At 57.9% G+C, this 15145-nt stretch carries 13 protein-coding genes and 1 tRNA gene; 12 read left to right on the top strand and 2 right to left on the bottom strand.

What is annotated here, in order from left to right:
• Positions 1-70: 70 nt before the first annotated feature.
• From FHT77_RS21495 to FHT77_RS21480, 5 genes are all read left to right on the top strand, one after another.
• Positions 71-730, top strand: coding sequence for a peroxiredoxin (locus FHT77_RS21495; RefSeq protein ID WP_183756901.1), 660 nt, complete (start codon positions 71-73; stop codon positions 728-730).
• Between the two features lie 338 nt (positions 731-1068).
• A complete protein-coding gene (locus FHT77_RS31510) occupies positions 1069-1251 on the top strand; it encodes a hypothetical protein (RefSeq protein ID WP_246720037.1) in 183 nt (60 codons plus the stop codon).
• Between the two features lie 563 nt (positions 1252-1814).
• Complete coding sequence (locus FHT77_RS21490) at positions 1815-2816, top strand: glycosyltransferase (protein ID WP_183757025.1); 1002 nt, start codon at positions 1815-1817, stop codon at positions 2814-2816.
• Complete coding sequence (locus tag FHT77_RS21485) at positions 2809-3222, top strand: GtrA family protein (protein WP_183756900.1); 414 nt, start codon at positions 2809-2811, stop codon at positions 3220-3222. The genes FHT77_RS21490 and FHT77_RS21485 overlap by 8 nt, the downstream gene beginning before the upstream one ends.
• Before the next feature lie 56 nt (positions 3223-3278).
• On the top strand, positions 3279-5051 hold the full coding sequence (locus FHT77_RS21480) for a hypothetical protein (protein WP_183756899.1): 1773 nt from the start codon (positions 3279-3281) through the stop codon (positions 5049-5051).
• Positions 5052-5960: 909 nt separating this feature from the next.
• Here FHT77_RS21480 and FHT77_RS21475 read toward each other — a convergent pair.
• Positions 5961-6050: transfer RNA gene (locus FHT77_RS21475), tRNA-Ser, on the bottom strand.
• A 366-nt stretch (positions 6051-6416) separates the two neighbouring features.
• On the opposite strand from FHT77_RS21475, the gene FHT77_RS21470 reads away from it, so the two are divergent.
• The 4 genes from FHT77_RS21470 (at position 6417) to FHT77_RS21455 (ending at position 10603) form a co-directional block, all read left to right on the top strand.
• A complete protein-coding gene (locus FHT77_RS21470; RefSeq protein WP_183756898.1) occupies positions 6417-7517 on the top strand; it encodes a septal ring lytic transglycosylase RlpA family protein in 1101 nt (366 codons plus the stop codon).
• Positions 7518-7586: 69 nt separating this feature from the next.
• Positions 7587-8783 (top strand): D-alanyl-D-alanine carboxypeptidase family protein, encoded by a 1197-nt coding sequence (locus FHT77_RS21465; RefSeq protein WP_312859768.1) that lies wholly within the window; start codon positions 7587-7589, stop codon positions 8781-8783.
• Positions 8784-8901: 118 nt separating this feature from the next.
• On the top strand, positions 8902-9585 hold the full coding sequence (tmk, locus tag FHT77_RS21460; RefSeq protein WP_183756896.1) for a dTMP kinase: 684 nt from the start codon (positions 8902-8904) through the stop codon (positions 9583-9585).
• Positions 9578-10603, top strand: a complete 1026-nt coding sequence (locus FHT77_RS21455; protein WP_183756895.1) for a DNA polymerase III subunit delta' — start codon at positions 9578-9580, stop codon at positions 10601-10603. Before tmk ends, FHT77_RS21455 begins: the two co-directional genes overlap by 8 nt.
• Here the strand turns inward: FHT77_RS21455 and FHT77_RS21450 are convergent, their stop codons facing one another.
• Complete coding sequence (locus tag FHT77_RS21450; protein ID WP_183756894.1) at positions 10604-11404, bottom strand: sulfite exporter TauE/SafE family protein; 801 nt, start codon at positions 11402-11404, stop codon at positions 10604-10606.
• A gap of 237 nt (positions 11405-11641) precedes the next feature.
• Between FHT77_RS21450 and metG the strand changes: the two genes are divergently transcribed.
• The 3 genes from metG to FHT77_RS21435 are packed head-to-tail and all read left to right on the top strand — an operon-like array spanning position 11642 to position 14817.
• Positions 11642-13192, top strand: a complete 1551-nt coding sequence (gene metG, locus FHT77_RS21445) for a methionine--tRNA ligase (RefSeq protein ID WP_183756893.1) — start codon at positions 11642-11644, stop codon at positions 13190-13192.
• Between the two features lie 7 nt (positions 13193-13199).
• The gene (locus FHT77_RS21440) at positions 13200-13982 is read left to right on the top strand and encodes a TatD family hydrolase (RefSeq protein WP_183756892.1); all 783 of its coding nucleotides are present in this window, start codon (positions 13200-13202) and stop codon (positions 13980-13982) included.
• A gap of 4 nt (positions 13983-13986) precedes the next feature.
• A complete protein-coding gene (locus tag FHT77_RS21435; protein ID WP_183756891.1) occupies positions 13987-14817 on the top strand; it encodes an MBL fold metallo-hydrolase in 831 nt (276 codons plus the stop codon).
• Positions 14818-15145: the final 328 nt, after the last annotated feature.

Genomic DNA, 15145 nt, shown 5'->3' with positions numbered 1-15145 from the left:
CGACAAAAAACAGCTACACAATCACCCACCATTGAAAGCCGATATCACCTACCAACAAGGGTCACCGCTCATGAGCCTCCGTATCAACGATATTGCACCTGATTTCACCGCGGACACCACGCAGGGTCCCATCCAGTTCCATGACTGGATCGGCGATGGCTGGGCGGTTCTCTTCTCGCATCCGAAGAACTTCACGCCGGTTTGCACCACCGAGCTTGGCGCGATGGCGGGGTTGGAGCCCGAATTCCGGCAGCGCGACGCCAAGATTATCGGTATTTCCGTGGATCCGGTAGAAAGTCACAGCAAGTGGAAGAGCGACATCAGGACGGCGACAGGCTTTGATGTCGACTACCCGCTGATCGGCGACAATGAGCTGAAGGTTGCCAAGCTCTACGACATGCTGCCGGCCGGAGCCGGTGAAACCTCGGAGGGCCGGACACCCGCCGACAATGCGACCGTCCGCTCGGTCTTCATCATCGGCCCGGACAAGAAGATCAAGTTGATCCTCACCTATCCGATGACGACGGGAAGGAACTTCAACGAGATCCTGCGCGCCATCGATTCCATCCAGCTGACGGCGAAGCATCAGGTTGCAACGCCTGCGAACTGGCAGCAGGGCGAGGACGTGATCATCACGGCGGCCGTCTCGAACGAAGACGCCATAACCCGGTTCGGTTCGTTCGACACGATTCTTCCGTACCTGCGCAAAACCAAGCAGCCGCAGGCGTAATCTTTCGGGTGGGAGCCGGGTACGCCCGGGCGCCCATTCTACGCAGACTGGCTTGAAGCGCTTCACGGCTCTGCCCAAAAATTGAGAGGCGGCGAAATTCGGCGCCTCTTTTGTTGTTCGCCATGTTGTCGTGCCTCGGCACGCATGGCGGCACAAACTCCCACCTGTTTCTCGCGTTTGCTGGACCAATGCGAGTAGGGTAGGGTCGCACACAGCAAGAAGGTCATTGGCGCCGTTTGCCCATTTATTTCCACTTTTACGCGTGATGCCCCTCGCATCTGCTGGGAGGCACGGATACATTGCGTCGTGAGCATAACCGCCGGGCAGGAGAAACGAGCATGAGCAGATTTCGCGCTTTGATGGCAGCCGGAGCGATGTTTGGCCTTTCCGCGCTCGCATCAGCGTGCGCGACCCCCCCGAACTCGATGGGCTCTGCCTCAGGCTATTTGCCTGGGGATTCAATGAATCGAGCTTGCGAGGATGGCTTCAGACCAAGCGACGGGCGCTCGTGCAGCTATTGACGGAGCGCTGTGATTCGATAGCAGCGGATCGCTAATCTCGGCCGTCCGCCTTCTTGATCTCTTGCCAATGCGGATAGTGCTCAGCACACCACCATCGCGTTTCGCCGCTCTTCGACGATGTGTGCCCGAAGCCTCCCCATTTCCTGCATCCCGTGACACAGCAATAGTGGTTTATATGGATGTTGGCGCCAGGCGCATTCGAGTGGTTTTCGATGCTCATCGCGAAGGATTCCCACTATCCCCGTCAGCTTCAGGCGTGTGGCACCTCAGTCTACACTACTTAAATATCAAGTAAAAAAGCATGTATGGCGAGATAGTTGCCCGGCGAGCTGGCGGCCGCAAGTGCGCGTCATTGTTCCACTTCGCCGTGGAAATGTTGCAACTTCTCTTCCCAAAGTCCCCGCTGTTCGCCAAAGATTGCTATTGCCGCAATCGGACCTCCGTAAGAGAAAAAGGGCATTCCGGCGCGTACGCGGTATTGACGTCGTCAGCGTGTTAGTATGGACAAGAACACTACGTCTGGCTCGCAGTACCATCCTCTCAAAACTGAAATTAGTCGCGGAATGATCACAGAAAGAAAGCAAGAAACCAAATCGGTCGAATCAAGCAGCCGTGAAGCGCCAAGCTTCCGCGCGCGTGTCGCCGTTGTCATCCCTTGCTATAATGAAGAGGTCACGATTGGAGCGGTCGTCCGCGATTTTCGCGTGGCACTTCCCGACGCAACGATCTACGTCTTTGATAACAATTCTTCTGACCGGACGATCGCCTGCGCGCGGGAGGCAGGCGCAATTGTCAACACTGTCCGTGAGCAAGGCAAAGGCAATGTCATCAGGCGCATGTTTGCCGATGTGGAAGCGGACGTCTATCTGCTCATTGACGGCGACGGGACATACGATGCGAGCGCCGCACCAATTCTGATTGAGGAAATGTTGGCGCATGGCTTGGACATGGTAGTGGCTAGCCGAACTTCCACAGAGCGGGAGGCATATCGGCCCGGACACAGGTTTGGAAACTGGCTCTTGACCGCTTGCGTAATGATGATTTTTGCACGGTCTTTGACTGATATGCTTTCGGGTTATCGGGTGTTCTCGCGGCGCTTTGTTAAGTCGTTCCCTGCCCACGCCTCCGGCTTTGAGACCGAAACGGAATTGACAGTACACGCTTATGAACTCCGGATGCCAGTATCAGAGATAAAGACCGTCTACCGGTCGCGCCCCCCGGGCTCGTCAAGCAAGCTTAATACATATCGTGATGGACTGCGGATTCTTCTCACAATATTCCGTCTTTTCAAGGCTGAGAAGCCGCTCGTATTCTTTGCAATAGGATTTCTATTCTGCGCTGCTGCCTCGGTGATACTCGCACTTCCTCTTCTGGCAACTTATTTGGAAACAGGCCTTGTTCCTCGCATCCCGACTGCTGTGCTGGCGGCATCACTCATGCTATTCGGTGCGCTGCTCTTAACATGTGGCATCGTATTGAACACCGTTACGAGAGGCCGCATGGAAATAAAGCGCCTTGCCTATCTCGCTGTGCCAGGGCTTTGGCGCTCAGGTACTCATGGCTGAACTGCCTAGACAGATACTGAGCTTCGCTGTCGCGGGCATCGTCGGTTTTGCGGTTGATCTGGGTGTCTTGCTGCTCGCCGTGCACTGCGGCTTAGGGTTCTTTTTGGGCCGATCAATCTCGTTCCTCGCTGCGGTACTCGCAACTTGGCAAATCAACCGGCACTTTACTTTTGAGCGCGGGCCCGATCAGGAAGTTCAAAAGGAGTGGTGGCGGTATTTCGCCACCATGTTACTGGGCGGATTCTTCAACTACGTGGTTTACAGCTTAATCGTCTTGTCATTTCCGAAGCTCTGGTTATTGCCCGCAATTGCGGTAGCCGGCGGCTCTCTCGCTGGCATGAGTTTTAATTTCGTAGGTGCGAAATTGTGGGTATTCAAACCAGATCTGGTACGGTCGCCGAAATGAGGGTGTCAAAAGCTGAGGGGCGAACGGCACTGCTCAATAAACCGCAGGCGCCGTTAGTGGCCGCCATCATCGTTCCGCTATTATTCGGCTTCTACTCGGTGATCCTGGGTGCGGATGCAAACTGGGACCTCTACAACTATCACGTCTATGCGCCGTTCGCGTTGATGAATGGCAAGGTGTCAATCGACCTGGCACCTGCTGGATTTCAGGGATATTTCAATCCGACACTAGACCTCTTCCCATATCTTCTCAACCGAACGCTGCCTCCCGCAATGTCAGGCTTCTTGCAAGGGATGCTGCACGGCATGACTTTCGTCTTGGTTATGGGTATTGCGTCCGTAGTCCTTCCGGAAAGGCCCATTGAGGATCGATACCGTCTGCCGATCCTGCTTGCGCTTTCGGGGTGCCTCACCGCGGTCTTTTTGTCTGAAGTTGGCAATTCCATGGGAGACAACACGACCGCACTCTTCATTCTCGGTTCAGTCTCTATCATCGTTTCAAATTGGTCGACTCTCCGAAGTTGCAACATGGCGGCGGCGATGCTCCTTGTGACCGCTGGCTTGTTGGCTGGCCTCAGCATGGGGCTGAAGCTGACAAATGTCGTCCCTGCGTTTTCGATCTGTGTCGCCTTATTGTTCTGCGGCCGTGGTACCTTGCCCCTGCGATTGTGGTTGTCGATTGGTTTCGGCGTCGCTGCAATAATTGGCTTTGCCATAACGGGTGCCCACTGGATGATACGGTTGGCACAAGAATTCGGTAATCCGCTCTTTCCACAATTCAGCAACGTCTTTCCGCACCCGCTTGTTGCGCCAGTCGGCGTCGCCGACATGCGTTGGCGCCCGCAAGGCCTCCTCGAGACGTTTTTTTGGCCGTTCATTTTCTCCGTAAACCCTCGCAGAGTTGGCGAGCTACCCCTTAGGCAAATCATCTGGCCCATCGTCTATGTGACGTTCTGGATCTGGACGCTGCGAAAGCTCTGGGCTCGCTACCTTGGTGCCGCGACGCCCACCCTTAGACCCGAGGCATCGTTCCTGCTACTCTTCATCGCGACAGCTTATCTGCTGTGGATGCAATTCTTTAGCATCTCCAGATACATGGTGTCGTTTGAAGTCCTTTTGCCGCTCGCGTTGTTCATCCTTCTGACGCAGCTGCGTCCCTATACATATGCCCGTCGCACAGCCAAATGGTTGTTGGTCGCCGCGGCCGCGGTTGTTCTGACGGCCGGAGCTCGTACCTGGGGCCATGAGGGATGGGGAGACCCGCTATACCACGCAGAAGCCCCAGCGCTGCCTGATCCCACTCGCGCGACCGTTCTCCTGGCAAGCGCCCAAAAACCGCTGGGTTGGCTGGTCAGTCTTTTTCACCCTGAGATCGCCTTTGTCGGCCTGGCGACCGCTTTTCCCGCGACTCCAGCCTACAACGAAAAGGCCCAGGAGATTGCACGGGGACGCGGCGGCCCGATCTTTGTAATCACGGACGGTGAAGATAACACCCGTGCCTCCGATATGGCCTTTTACGATGACCTTGCACGTCGGACAAAGTTGACTGCGAGCCCAAAGGGCTGCGGCTTTCTCCGGTCCATCGTCTCGCAGTTGCGCCTGCGGGCAGATGTTGTCGGCTCGGAGGCCGACGATGCCGCGTGCCGCCTTGACGTGCCGCAATCGAGGAAGGTCGATGTGAGCGCCTCGGAGCGGGCACGTCGCGAGCAGGCTGGTCAGATCGTTGCGCAGGCAGGATTCACCCTGGATCCCGAGAGTTGCACCGTGTTCACGGCGGGGATCGGCAGCGGTTCGCATCGATACCAGTTGTGCAGGGCGACGATACCCTGATCTCCGGCTCGTCTCTCGGAGTTGGTTAACTGTGATTCTCTCTTGGTCGACCAGCGGCCAACGGAGCTGTGTTGATCCCTTGGCGAAAATCACTGCAAATATTATCAATTGTTGCCCGGATCGTGATTGAACGTGCGTTGAAGCACGCCTAACCGCCCCACTCACACCGTGCCCGCCATCGGATCTTTGAGCTCAACGCGAAAAGTGTTGCTGCAAAAGCGGAGCGCGGTCCTGCGAGGGACGCTCTTCATATCGGAAACTACCCCCCCAACTGGTCCTCTTCCTCAGTGTCGCGAACTGGGGCCGCAGGTGGGCTCGCCCGATGAATATTGGAGCGGTAGATTGTCCCCCACATAATTCACCATGCGAGGAGACACAAATGAGCAAATTTCGGACTCTCGTAGTGGCCGGCGTGTTGATCGGGCTGGCCGCGCTATCTTCGGCTTGTACGACCCAGCAAAATTCAAATCGCGCTGATTTCCAATACCAACCACGGCATTCCGTGAATCCCGCCTGCAACCATGGCTTCAGACCGACCAACGCGCTCTCCTGCGCCTACTGACGAGCGAGTACTCGGCTTTTGTTCCTGCCGATTACCAAAAGGAGTCCCGTATGCGTGGCCGGAGTTGGAGATCCGCTGGCCCACTTGTCCATTGCCATCGCCTTAGCACAAGTTTGTCTCTCGTCGACTTCGGGATGGCGGCGTCGGTCACTGCTGAGAGATGAAGGGCGGGCTTTTGCCGAACCAGCACTTCAACTCCAACGCAAACGTCGCGCTGGCTGTCACAAGGGGCGAGTATCGCTATCCAATCAGCAGCCATCATTGGCTTGTGTGCCGCCGGTGTCTCAGCGGCCATTCTCAGGTGCGGCAAGGAGATGGTATGAAAAACGCAATTAAATCAATATGATTGGCGGAAGAGGTGGGATTCGAACCCACGGTACGGTTTCCCGCACGCCGGTTTTCAAGACCGGTTCCTTAAACCACTCGGACACTCTTCCATGCAGTCGATTGAATGCCGTTTTTGAAACCGGCGCTTCCGCTGCGTCGCCTGTCGCGGTCAACGCAGGCATGGAGCGTTTAAAGCCGTTCGCTGACAGCGTCAACTGGTTCTAACGGCGTAGAGTTCGTAATGGAAGGAGCTTTGCGCCTGGTGCGTCAGCCGTGAAGCGCGCATTGTCCGGAGTCTTAAATTAGTGAGTTATTAACCATATTAATTAGAATTATTCCTAGCTTGGCGAAATGCTTCGCAAAATTGCCATGAAAGCCGCATGATTAAAGTCTCGTTAGGTTGGTGGGATTAGGGGTGTCTGACCCAGATCGGGGCAGATTTCTTAACCATAACGGTCTTGAGCGGCGTGGGACATATGAGACGAGAGTGCGGGGCGGCGTCATTCGCAACAGGAATGCGATGGGTTGGGCTATCGCTGATCTGTGCGACGGTTACGGCTTGTGGCACCGCGCCGACACCGACAAAACGCACGCACGGCAAGGAATATTTTTCCGAGAAGGAATACGGCGTAAAGGCCAGTCCGCGCGTTGCCACCGGGAACAATATCCCGAAGGGCGGCGGCCGGTACATGGTCGGAGACCCCTATGTCGTGAAGGGCAAGTGGTATTATCCGAAGGAAGATTTCGCCTATAACAAGGTCGGCATCGCGTCCTGGTACGGCTCGGCCTTCCATGGTCGCCTTACGGCAAACGGTGAAGTCTACGACCAGATGCACCTTTCCGCCGCACATCCGACATTTCCCTTGCCGAGCTATGCGCGCGTGACGAACACGGAAAACGGTGCGTCCGTCATCGTGCGTGTCAACGACCGTGGTCCGTATCACGAAGGGCGTATTATCGACCTGTCCAATAAGACCGCTGATATGCTCGATCTGCAGCATAGTGGTACCGGAAACGTCCGCGTTCAGTATGTTGGTCGTGCCCGCATGGATGGCCACGACATGCCTTATCTGATGGCCTCCTATGTGCCGAAGGGCAGCCGCATTCCAGGGATCAATCCCGGCGGCGGACAGATCGCCAGTGGCGTCATGGTCGCCTCCAACAGCAAGCGCATAACGGCAGATCAGCTGCAAGGCTTTGGCGGTTTCACGCCCGATCCAGAAAATGTGCCCGTGCCGGTCTCGGCGACGTCTTATGCCGGCTCGACCCCCAGTGCCCGCAACGCTGCGCCTATTCCGACGCCAATGCCGTCGCCGTCTTTCGGTGGCGTCGCTCCCTTGGCGGAGCCAGGGGCCGGGCCGATGGTTGTCCTGCCGGAGTTTGGACCCTTCCCATACGAGCGTCCCAACGGCGGCTCGCTGGGTTCTCTCGCAATGGGGTATCAGGACGTGGGCGTAAAGACCGTGACCGTCGAGCTCGCCTTCGATGCGGTGATGGTTCGCAACGATGGGCTGACGCCGGATTCCATCCTTGCATCCTTCAAGCGGCAGAAGCCGACGGCCGTATCCGGTAAGTGACAGACGCCGTTGCGTTGCGGTCGGTCCGCCATTAGCATCTTCAAAGTCGCCCGAGCTATGGGGTTTTCGGTGTTGAAGCGTCTTGCTCGCCTCTGTGTTTGTATCCTGCCTTTTGCAACAGCCGCCGTTGCCGCAAGCGGTGACACCAACGCATCCTTTGTCACCAAGGCTGCGCAAGCCTATATGATCGAAGGATCCACCGGCACGGTGCTTCTTGCCAAGAACGAGAACCAGACTTTCTCGCCGGCGTCGCTGGCGAAGCTGATGACGATGGATCTCGTCTTTGACGCGCTCGCGCAGAACCAGATCACCCTCGATACGCAATATCCCGTTTCCGAGTATGCTTGGCGAACCGGGGGTGCGCCATCGCGCACGGCAACGATGTTTGCTGCCCTCAAATCGAATGTCCGCGTCGAGGATCTGGTCAAGGGCATCGCCATTCAGGGCGCTAACGACAGCTGCATCATTCTCGCTGAAGGAATGAGTGGCGGCGAACCTGCCTTTGCCGCCGCCATGACCCGGCGGGCTAAGACCCTCGGCATGGAGCGGTCCATCTTCGGCAATTCGACCGGACTGCCCGATGGCAAGAGCAAGACGACCGCGCTCGACATGGTGACACTGGCTGCGGAATTACAGAAGTCCTATCCGAACCTCTATCCCTATTTCGCTCAGCCGGATTTTGAGTGGAACAGGATTTTTCAGCGCAACCGCAATCCCTTGCTTGGTTTCGGCATGGGGGTTGATGGTCTGGCGACCGGCTTTGCCGAGGGCGAGGGGTATTCGATCGTCGCCTCGGCAGAGCGCGACGGCAGGAGGTTGTTCATGGCCCTTGGCGGCATCGCCTCCGACAAGGAACGCACGGAGGAAGCGAAGCGGGTGCTCGAGTGGGGGCTGACCGCATTCGAAAGCCGCCAGATTTTTGCCGATGCGGAGATAATTGGCCAGGCAAGCGTTTATGGAGGAACGTCGCGTAGCGTCGACCTCGTCGCAAAGGCTCCTGTGAGTGTCTATATACCAATCAACAATCCCGAGCGGTTGTCGGCGCGCATCGTTTACCGCTGGCCTTTGATGGCGCCGGTGGAGGCCGGGCACGAAATCGGGACGCTTCGCATCTCAGCGGGGGCCCGCCTGCTGCGTGAGGTGCCGCTCTATACGAAAGAGACAGTGGCAGTGGGCTCTTTGAGCAGCCGCGCCGTCGATGCTCTCATGGAACTCGCCGAAACGCTGCTGTTCTCTTGGCTGTGGGACAAGCCCGAACCCACGTGATCGCCATATTCGCCCTTCAGGGTGGGAGTTATTGTCGTCGGGCGGTTCCGTTTTTCGCTGCCTTTCGCTAGATGTACGGCAGTGGTGCGGACGAGCGCCGTAATGCAGGAAGTAGTCATTGCCATCCAGTCGTGGATTGTTCGTAACGTTTGAGGGCGGGGAGGGCGCGGGAAAATCGACCCAAATCCGTCGCCTTGCCGAGGCTCTGCGTGCTCGCGGCCATGACGTGCTGCTGACGCGGGAACCGGGCGGCTCGCCCGGTGCGGAGGCCGTACGTCATGTGCTTTTGTCGGGTGCAGCGGAAGCGTTCGGAACGCGCATGGAAGCGATCCTTTTTGCAGCTGCGCGCAATGATCACGTTGAGGAAATCATCCGACCCGCGCTTGCGGGCGGAAAGGTCGTCCTTTGCGATCGTTTCATGGATTCTTCCCGCGTCTACCAAGGCGTGACCGGCAATCTGGAGTCGGAATTCATCGAGGCGCTGCAGCGCGTGGCGGTGAATGGGATCGTGCCGGATTGCACGCTTGTTCTCGATCTGCCGGCCCAGGCCGGCTTGGAGCGTGCCCGCAGGCGGGGGGTGGCGATCGACCTAAGCCCGGATCGTTTCGAGAAGGAAGAGCTCGAGACCCACGAGAAGCGCCGGGAAGCCTTTCTCGATATAGCCGCCCGCGAGCCAGGCCGTTGCAGCGTGATCGACGCAATGCAGACTGAAGAGGCCATCGCGGCAGAGATTCTGGAGATCGTCTGGCAGGGTCTGCAGCACCCGGCGGCGGCGAAGGTGACGGAAGCAGCGCATGAGTGATGAACGGCCGGGATTGCTCGACGGCGCCATTTGGCCAGCCGAGAACATGAAGCTATTTGGTCACGAGAACGCCGAGGAGTTCCTTGCGCAATCGTACCGCTCGGGTAAGGGCCACCACGCGGTTCTAATCGAGGGGCCGCCGGGCATCGGCAAGGCAACTCTGGCGTTCCGGTTTGCAAATCATGTCCTAACGCATCCCGATCCTGCGCGTGCGCCGGAGTTGTTGGCGGATCCTGATCCCGCTTCACCGGTTAGCCGCCAGATCGTCTCCGGCGCGTCGCACAATCTGCTTTACCTGGCGCGTCCCGTTGATGAGAAGACGGGGAAGGTCAAGTCCGCGATCACTGTCGATGAGGTGAGGCGGGCAGGGCGCTTCTTTTCACAGACATCTGGCACCGGTAATTGGCGGATCGTCATCATCGATCCCGCGGATGACATGAACCGCAATGCCGCGAATGCGATCCTAAAAATTCTTGAGGAGCCGCCGAAGCGGGCCCTGTTCCTACTGATCTCGCATGCGCCCGGCAAACTGCTACCAACGATTCGTTCGCGCTGCCTGCCGCTGAAGCTTGCGCCGCTTGAAGACGGCGCCCTCGGCGCGGCGCTTGCACATCTTGGCATCGAGGCCGGCGACCCTGATCTGCTTGCCGCCGCGAACGGCAGCGTCGGCGAGGCGCTGAAGTTGGTGAACTACGGCGGCGGCGAGATTGTCGAAGCCTACAACGAGGTTCTGCGAGCGCAAGGGGCATCCGCGCGCAGGGCGATGCATCGGCTGGCGGATGCCCTTTCCGGCAGGGACAGCGACACAATTTTTGAGTTCTTCACGGGTCACGTCGGCGAGGATCTGATGCGCAGGGCGCGGGCGGCTGCCGTTGCGGGGCAAGTTGCTGCGGCCGAGCGGCTCGCCCGCCTGCATTCCGACATAAGCGAGCGGCTGACGGTTTCGGATGATTACAACTTGGATCGGAAGCAGACGATCCTCAGCATCCTCGGAGACATCAAGCAGCCTGGTCCTTGATCAGGTCGCCAGCAGCTTCCAGGCGACGACGCAGAGTGTCAGCGCGAGGACGACGCGGATCGTTCGTTCATGAAGCTTTGGTGCGATCAGGCTGCCGGCAATGATGCCCGGTATCGAGCCAACCAGAAGCGCAAATAGCATTCCCCAGTTGATCTCACCGATCATCCAATAGCCCATGCCACCAATCAGCGTCAGCGGGACGGCGTGGACGATATCCGAGCCGACGATTTCTCGGACATCAAGTCGCGGGTAGAGCACCAGCAGGACAGTCACGCCCAGGGCGCCGGCACCAACCGATGTCAGGGTCACCAGGATGCCAAGAGCCAGGCCGAGCACCGTTGTCCAGATGGCAACCGTAACCGGCTTAGGTGGAGAGCGCTCTCCGATTGCGCGTAAGGCGAAAGCCAGGACCTGCTTGCGAAAAACCAGCATCAACGCCGTCATGACAAGCAGCCACCCAAGTGCCGTCGTGATTGTGTGTGCGACTTCCACGCTCTTGCGGTCGACACCCGCCATCAGCCAAAGCATCAATAGGGCAGCTGGAACGCTGCCAGCGGCAAGACAGCCGACGATACGCCAGTTTATCCTACCGTGCATGCCGTGCACCGCCGTGCCTGCCGTCTTGGTGACTGCCGCGTAAAGCAGGTCGGTGCCAACGGCCGTGGCCGGATGAACACCAAAGACCAGCACCAGCAGTGGCGTCATCAGCGATCCGCCGCCAACGCCGGTGATGCCGACAAGCGCGCCGACGAGTAGCCCCGAGAGGGAGTAGAGAGGGTCGAAGCTCGAAAAGTCAGTCAAACAGGCGACCTCGGTCCTGCACGCGAATGCTGTTGCCAAGTGCTGGAGATGTCACGTCGCCGATGCCCCGCCTTTTGAGTTTTCTTTGGGTAGAATGCGCCTAAAATCGAGTCAAGTGCAGCACACAGTCATCGGCAAATCGCCGATGCTTTCGAAACTTGGTGTTTCGCTTCGCCATGACATGCGCTAAGAGCGGCTAACAAATTTTATAGAGTAAGCCGGACAAGAATGGCCGCCATGACAGACAAGACACCCTTTTACATCACCACCGCGATTTCCTATCCGAACGGCAAGCCGCATATTGGCCATGCCTACGAATTGATCGCGACGGATGCGATGGCGCGCTACCAGCGCTTTGATGGCAAGGATGTGTTCTTTCTGACCGGCACCGACGAGCATGGCCAGAAGATGCAGCAGACGGCTCGCGCGGAAGGCATTTCGCCGCAGGAGCTTGCGGACCGCAACTCCGGCGAATTCCAGGCGATGGCGAAGCTGCTCAATGCGTCGAATGACGATTTCATTCGCACGACACAGGAGCGTCACCACGAGACGTCCAGAAACATCTGGAACCTGATGGCCGATAACGGCGATATCTACAAGGATTCCTACGCCGGCTGGTACTCGGTGCGCGATGAAGCCTATTATCAGGAAAACGAAACCGAGCTGCGCGCCGACGGCGTGCGCTACGGCCCGCAGGGCACGCCGGTCGAATGGGTGGAAGAGGCCAGCTACTTCTTCAAGCTTTCCGAATATCAGGAAAAGCTGCTCGCGCACTATGAAGCCAACCCGGACTTCATCGGCCCGGCCGAGCGTCGCAACGAAGTGATCTCGTTCGTGAAGTCGGGGCTCAAGGATCTGTCGATCTCGCGGACGACGTTCGATTGGGGCATCAAGGTCCCGAATGACCCGTCCCACGTCATGTACGTCTGGGTCGACGCCCTGACCAACTACATCACCGCGACCGGCTATATCGAAGACAAGAATGGTCCCCGCGCCAAGTACTGGCCGGCAGATGTTCACATCATCGGCAAGGACATCATTCGCTTCCATGCGGTCTACTGGCCGGCCTTTCTGATGTCCGCCAAGCTGCCGCTTCCCAAGCGCGTCTTTGCGCACGGCTTCCTGCTCAACAAGGGCGAGAAAATGTCGAAGTCGCTCGGCAACGTTGTCGACCCGGTCAACCTTGTGAACCACTTCGGCCTGGATCAGGTGCGCTATTTCTTCCTTCGCGAAGTTTCGTTCGGCCAGGACGGCAGCCACAGCGAAGAAGCGATCGGCACCCGCATCAACTCCGATCTTGCCAACGGCATAGGAAATCTTGCCAGCCGCTCGCTGTCGATGATCGTCAAGAATTGCGGCGGCATGATCCCGGAATGCGGTCCGCTGACGGATGAAGACAAGGCCATGCTGGCTCAGGCCGACGCGCTGCATGCTTCGACGCGCGACGATATGGGCAAGCAGCTCATTCATCGTGCGCTGGCCTCGATCATCGCGGTCGTTTCCGAAACGGATCGCTATTTCGCCGGTCAGGAGCCCTGGGCGCTGAAGAAGACTGATCCGGCGCGCATGGGCACCGTGCTCTATGTCACGGCCGAGGTCGTCCGCCAGATCGCGATCTTGCTTCAGCCTTTCGTGCCGGAATCGGCCGGCAAGCTGCTCGATCTTGTTGCGGCACCTGCCGGAAAACGCGACTTCGCCGCACTCGGCGAGAGTGGTCGACTTATCACCGGCACGCCTCTCGAAGCGCCGAAGCCGGTCTTCCCGCGCTACGTTGCGCCGGAAGCGTGAGGACGTCATGCTGATCGATACGCATTGTCATCTGGATTTCGCCGACTTCGGAGAGGAGCGCGACGAGATCGTCAGGCGCGCCCACGATGCCGGCGTCAAACAGATGGTGACGATCTCAACGCGCGTGCGCAAGCTCGACGGTCTGCTGGCGATCACCGAGAGATATCCGTCGGTCTTCTGCTCCGTTGGTACCCATCCGAACAATGCCGGCGACGAGCTCGATATCCTGACGGACGACCTCGTCCGACTGGCCAACGCACATGAGAAGATCGTTGCGATTGGTGAAGCCGGTCTGGATTACTTCTACGATACGCAGAAGCCGGAAGACCAACAGACCGGATTGCGGCGCCATATTGCGGCATCGCGTCAGACACAGCTGCCGCTGGTGATTCACAGCCGCAGCGCCGACGATGACATGGCGGCTATTCTGACCGAGGAAACGGGGAAGGGGGCATTCCCCTTCATTCTCCATTGCTTCTCGTCGGGCCCAGGGCTCGCGAAGGTCGGGGTCGAACTGGGCGGCTACGTCTCCTTTTCGGGCATCCTGACTTTCCCGAAATCTGAGGAGCTTCGAGACATCGCCAAGTCCATCCCGCATGACCGCCTGTTGGTCGAGACCGACGCGCCGTACCTTGCGCCGAAGCGTTGGCGCGGCAAGCGCAACGAGCCATCCTACGTCGTGAATACGGCTGAGGTTCTGGCCGAGACGCTCGGTCTCAGCTATGCCGAGATGGCTCGGATCACCACCGAAAACGCATTCCGCATTTTCTCGAAGATGCCAAGGATCTGACAGCGTGGGTTACAGACGACGTTTCACCATTCTCGGCTGTTCGTCGTCGCCTGGCGTACCGCGCATCACTGGCGATTGGGGTGCCTGCGATCCCGCCAATCCGAAGAACCGCCGCACCCGTGCAGCCTTCATGGTGCAGCAATTCGACGACAATGGCGGTGTCACGACACTCATTGTCGACACGGGGCCGGATTTTCGCGAGCAGATGATTGCCGCGCGTGTCACGCAAATCGACGCAGTCCTTTATACACACGCTCATGCCGACCATATTCACGGTATCGACGATCTGCGCGGCTATTTCTACGGTGGCCAACAGCGGGTTCCGATCCACGCGACGCCGGATACGATGGATCGCATTCGGCAAGGTTTCGGCTATTGCATCGAGACGCCGCCAGGTAGCAACTATCCGCCAATCGTTGAGACGAAAATTATCGAAAACCTCGATTCTCCGCTGCGCATCAGCGGCGCCGGCGGAACCATTTCCATCTGGCCACACCTCCAGCAACACGGCGATATTCACTCACTCGGCATTCGGGTTGGTGACGTGGCTTATTGCAGTGATATCAGTGATTTTCCGCCGGAAACTGTCGAAAAGCTTCAACATCTCGATGTTCTCATCATCGATGCCTTGCAATACCGATATCATCCCAGCCATCTGTCGCTCGAGCAGTCGCTGGATTGGATCGATCGCCTGAAACCGAAGCGTGCGATCCTGACCCACATGCATACGCCGCTCGACTACGACACTGTGATGGCCGAGACGCCGGACCATGTCGTTCCGGCTTACGACCAGATGAACTTTGATATCGAATTGGCGGATATCGAAGGCCTCTGACTTCACCATCGGCACGTTTGAACTGTGTTCCACCGCATTAATACCGTCGCGTGTTTGCAGCGAACTAAGCTTTCAATGCGTCTTAGGATACAGTGATGACCTGAAGGAAAAGAAACTTCACAGCTTCCGCCGGTGACAGTGTGTGTGTGTGTCAGAGGCGATCGATGTCTTTCCAAGTTGGATATACCAGATAGTTCCATAACCTATCTTATCTGATTTATGGATGTGGCCGGGGTGGGTTCTAGAATGAAGTGCGACTTGCTAATGATCCCAATGGGTTATCAATTGCAAGGACGATGCAATGAAACGCACCTACTCTCAGATTGGA

Source organism: Rhizobium sp. BK181, assembly GCF_014193305.1.
Taxonomy (GTDB): domain Bacteria; phylum Pseudomonadota; class Alphaproteobacteria; order Rhizobiales; family Rhizobiaceae; genus Rhizobium.
Note: the sequence above shows the minus strand (reverse complement) of the source record. Positions and strands in the feature narration are given on the sequence as shown.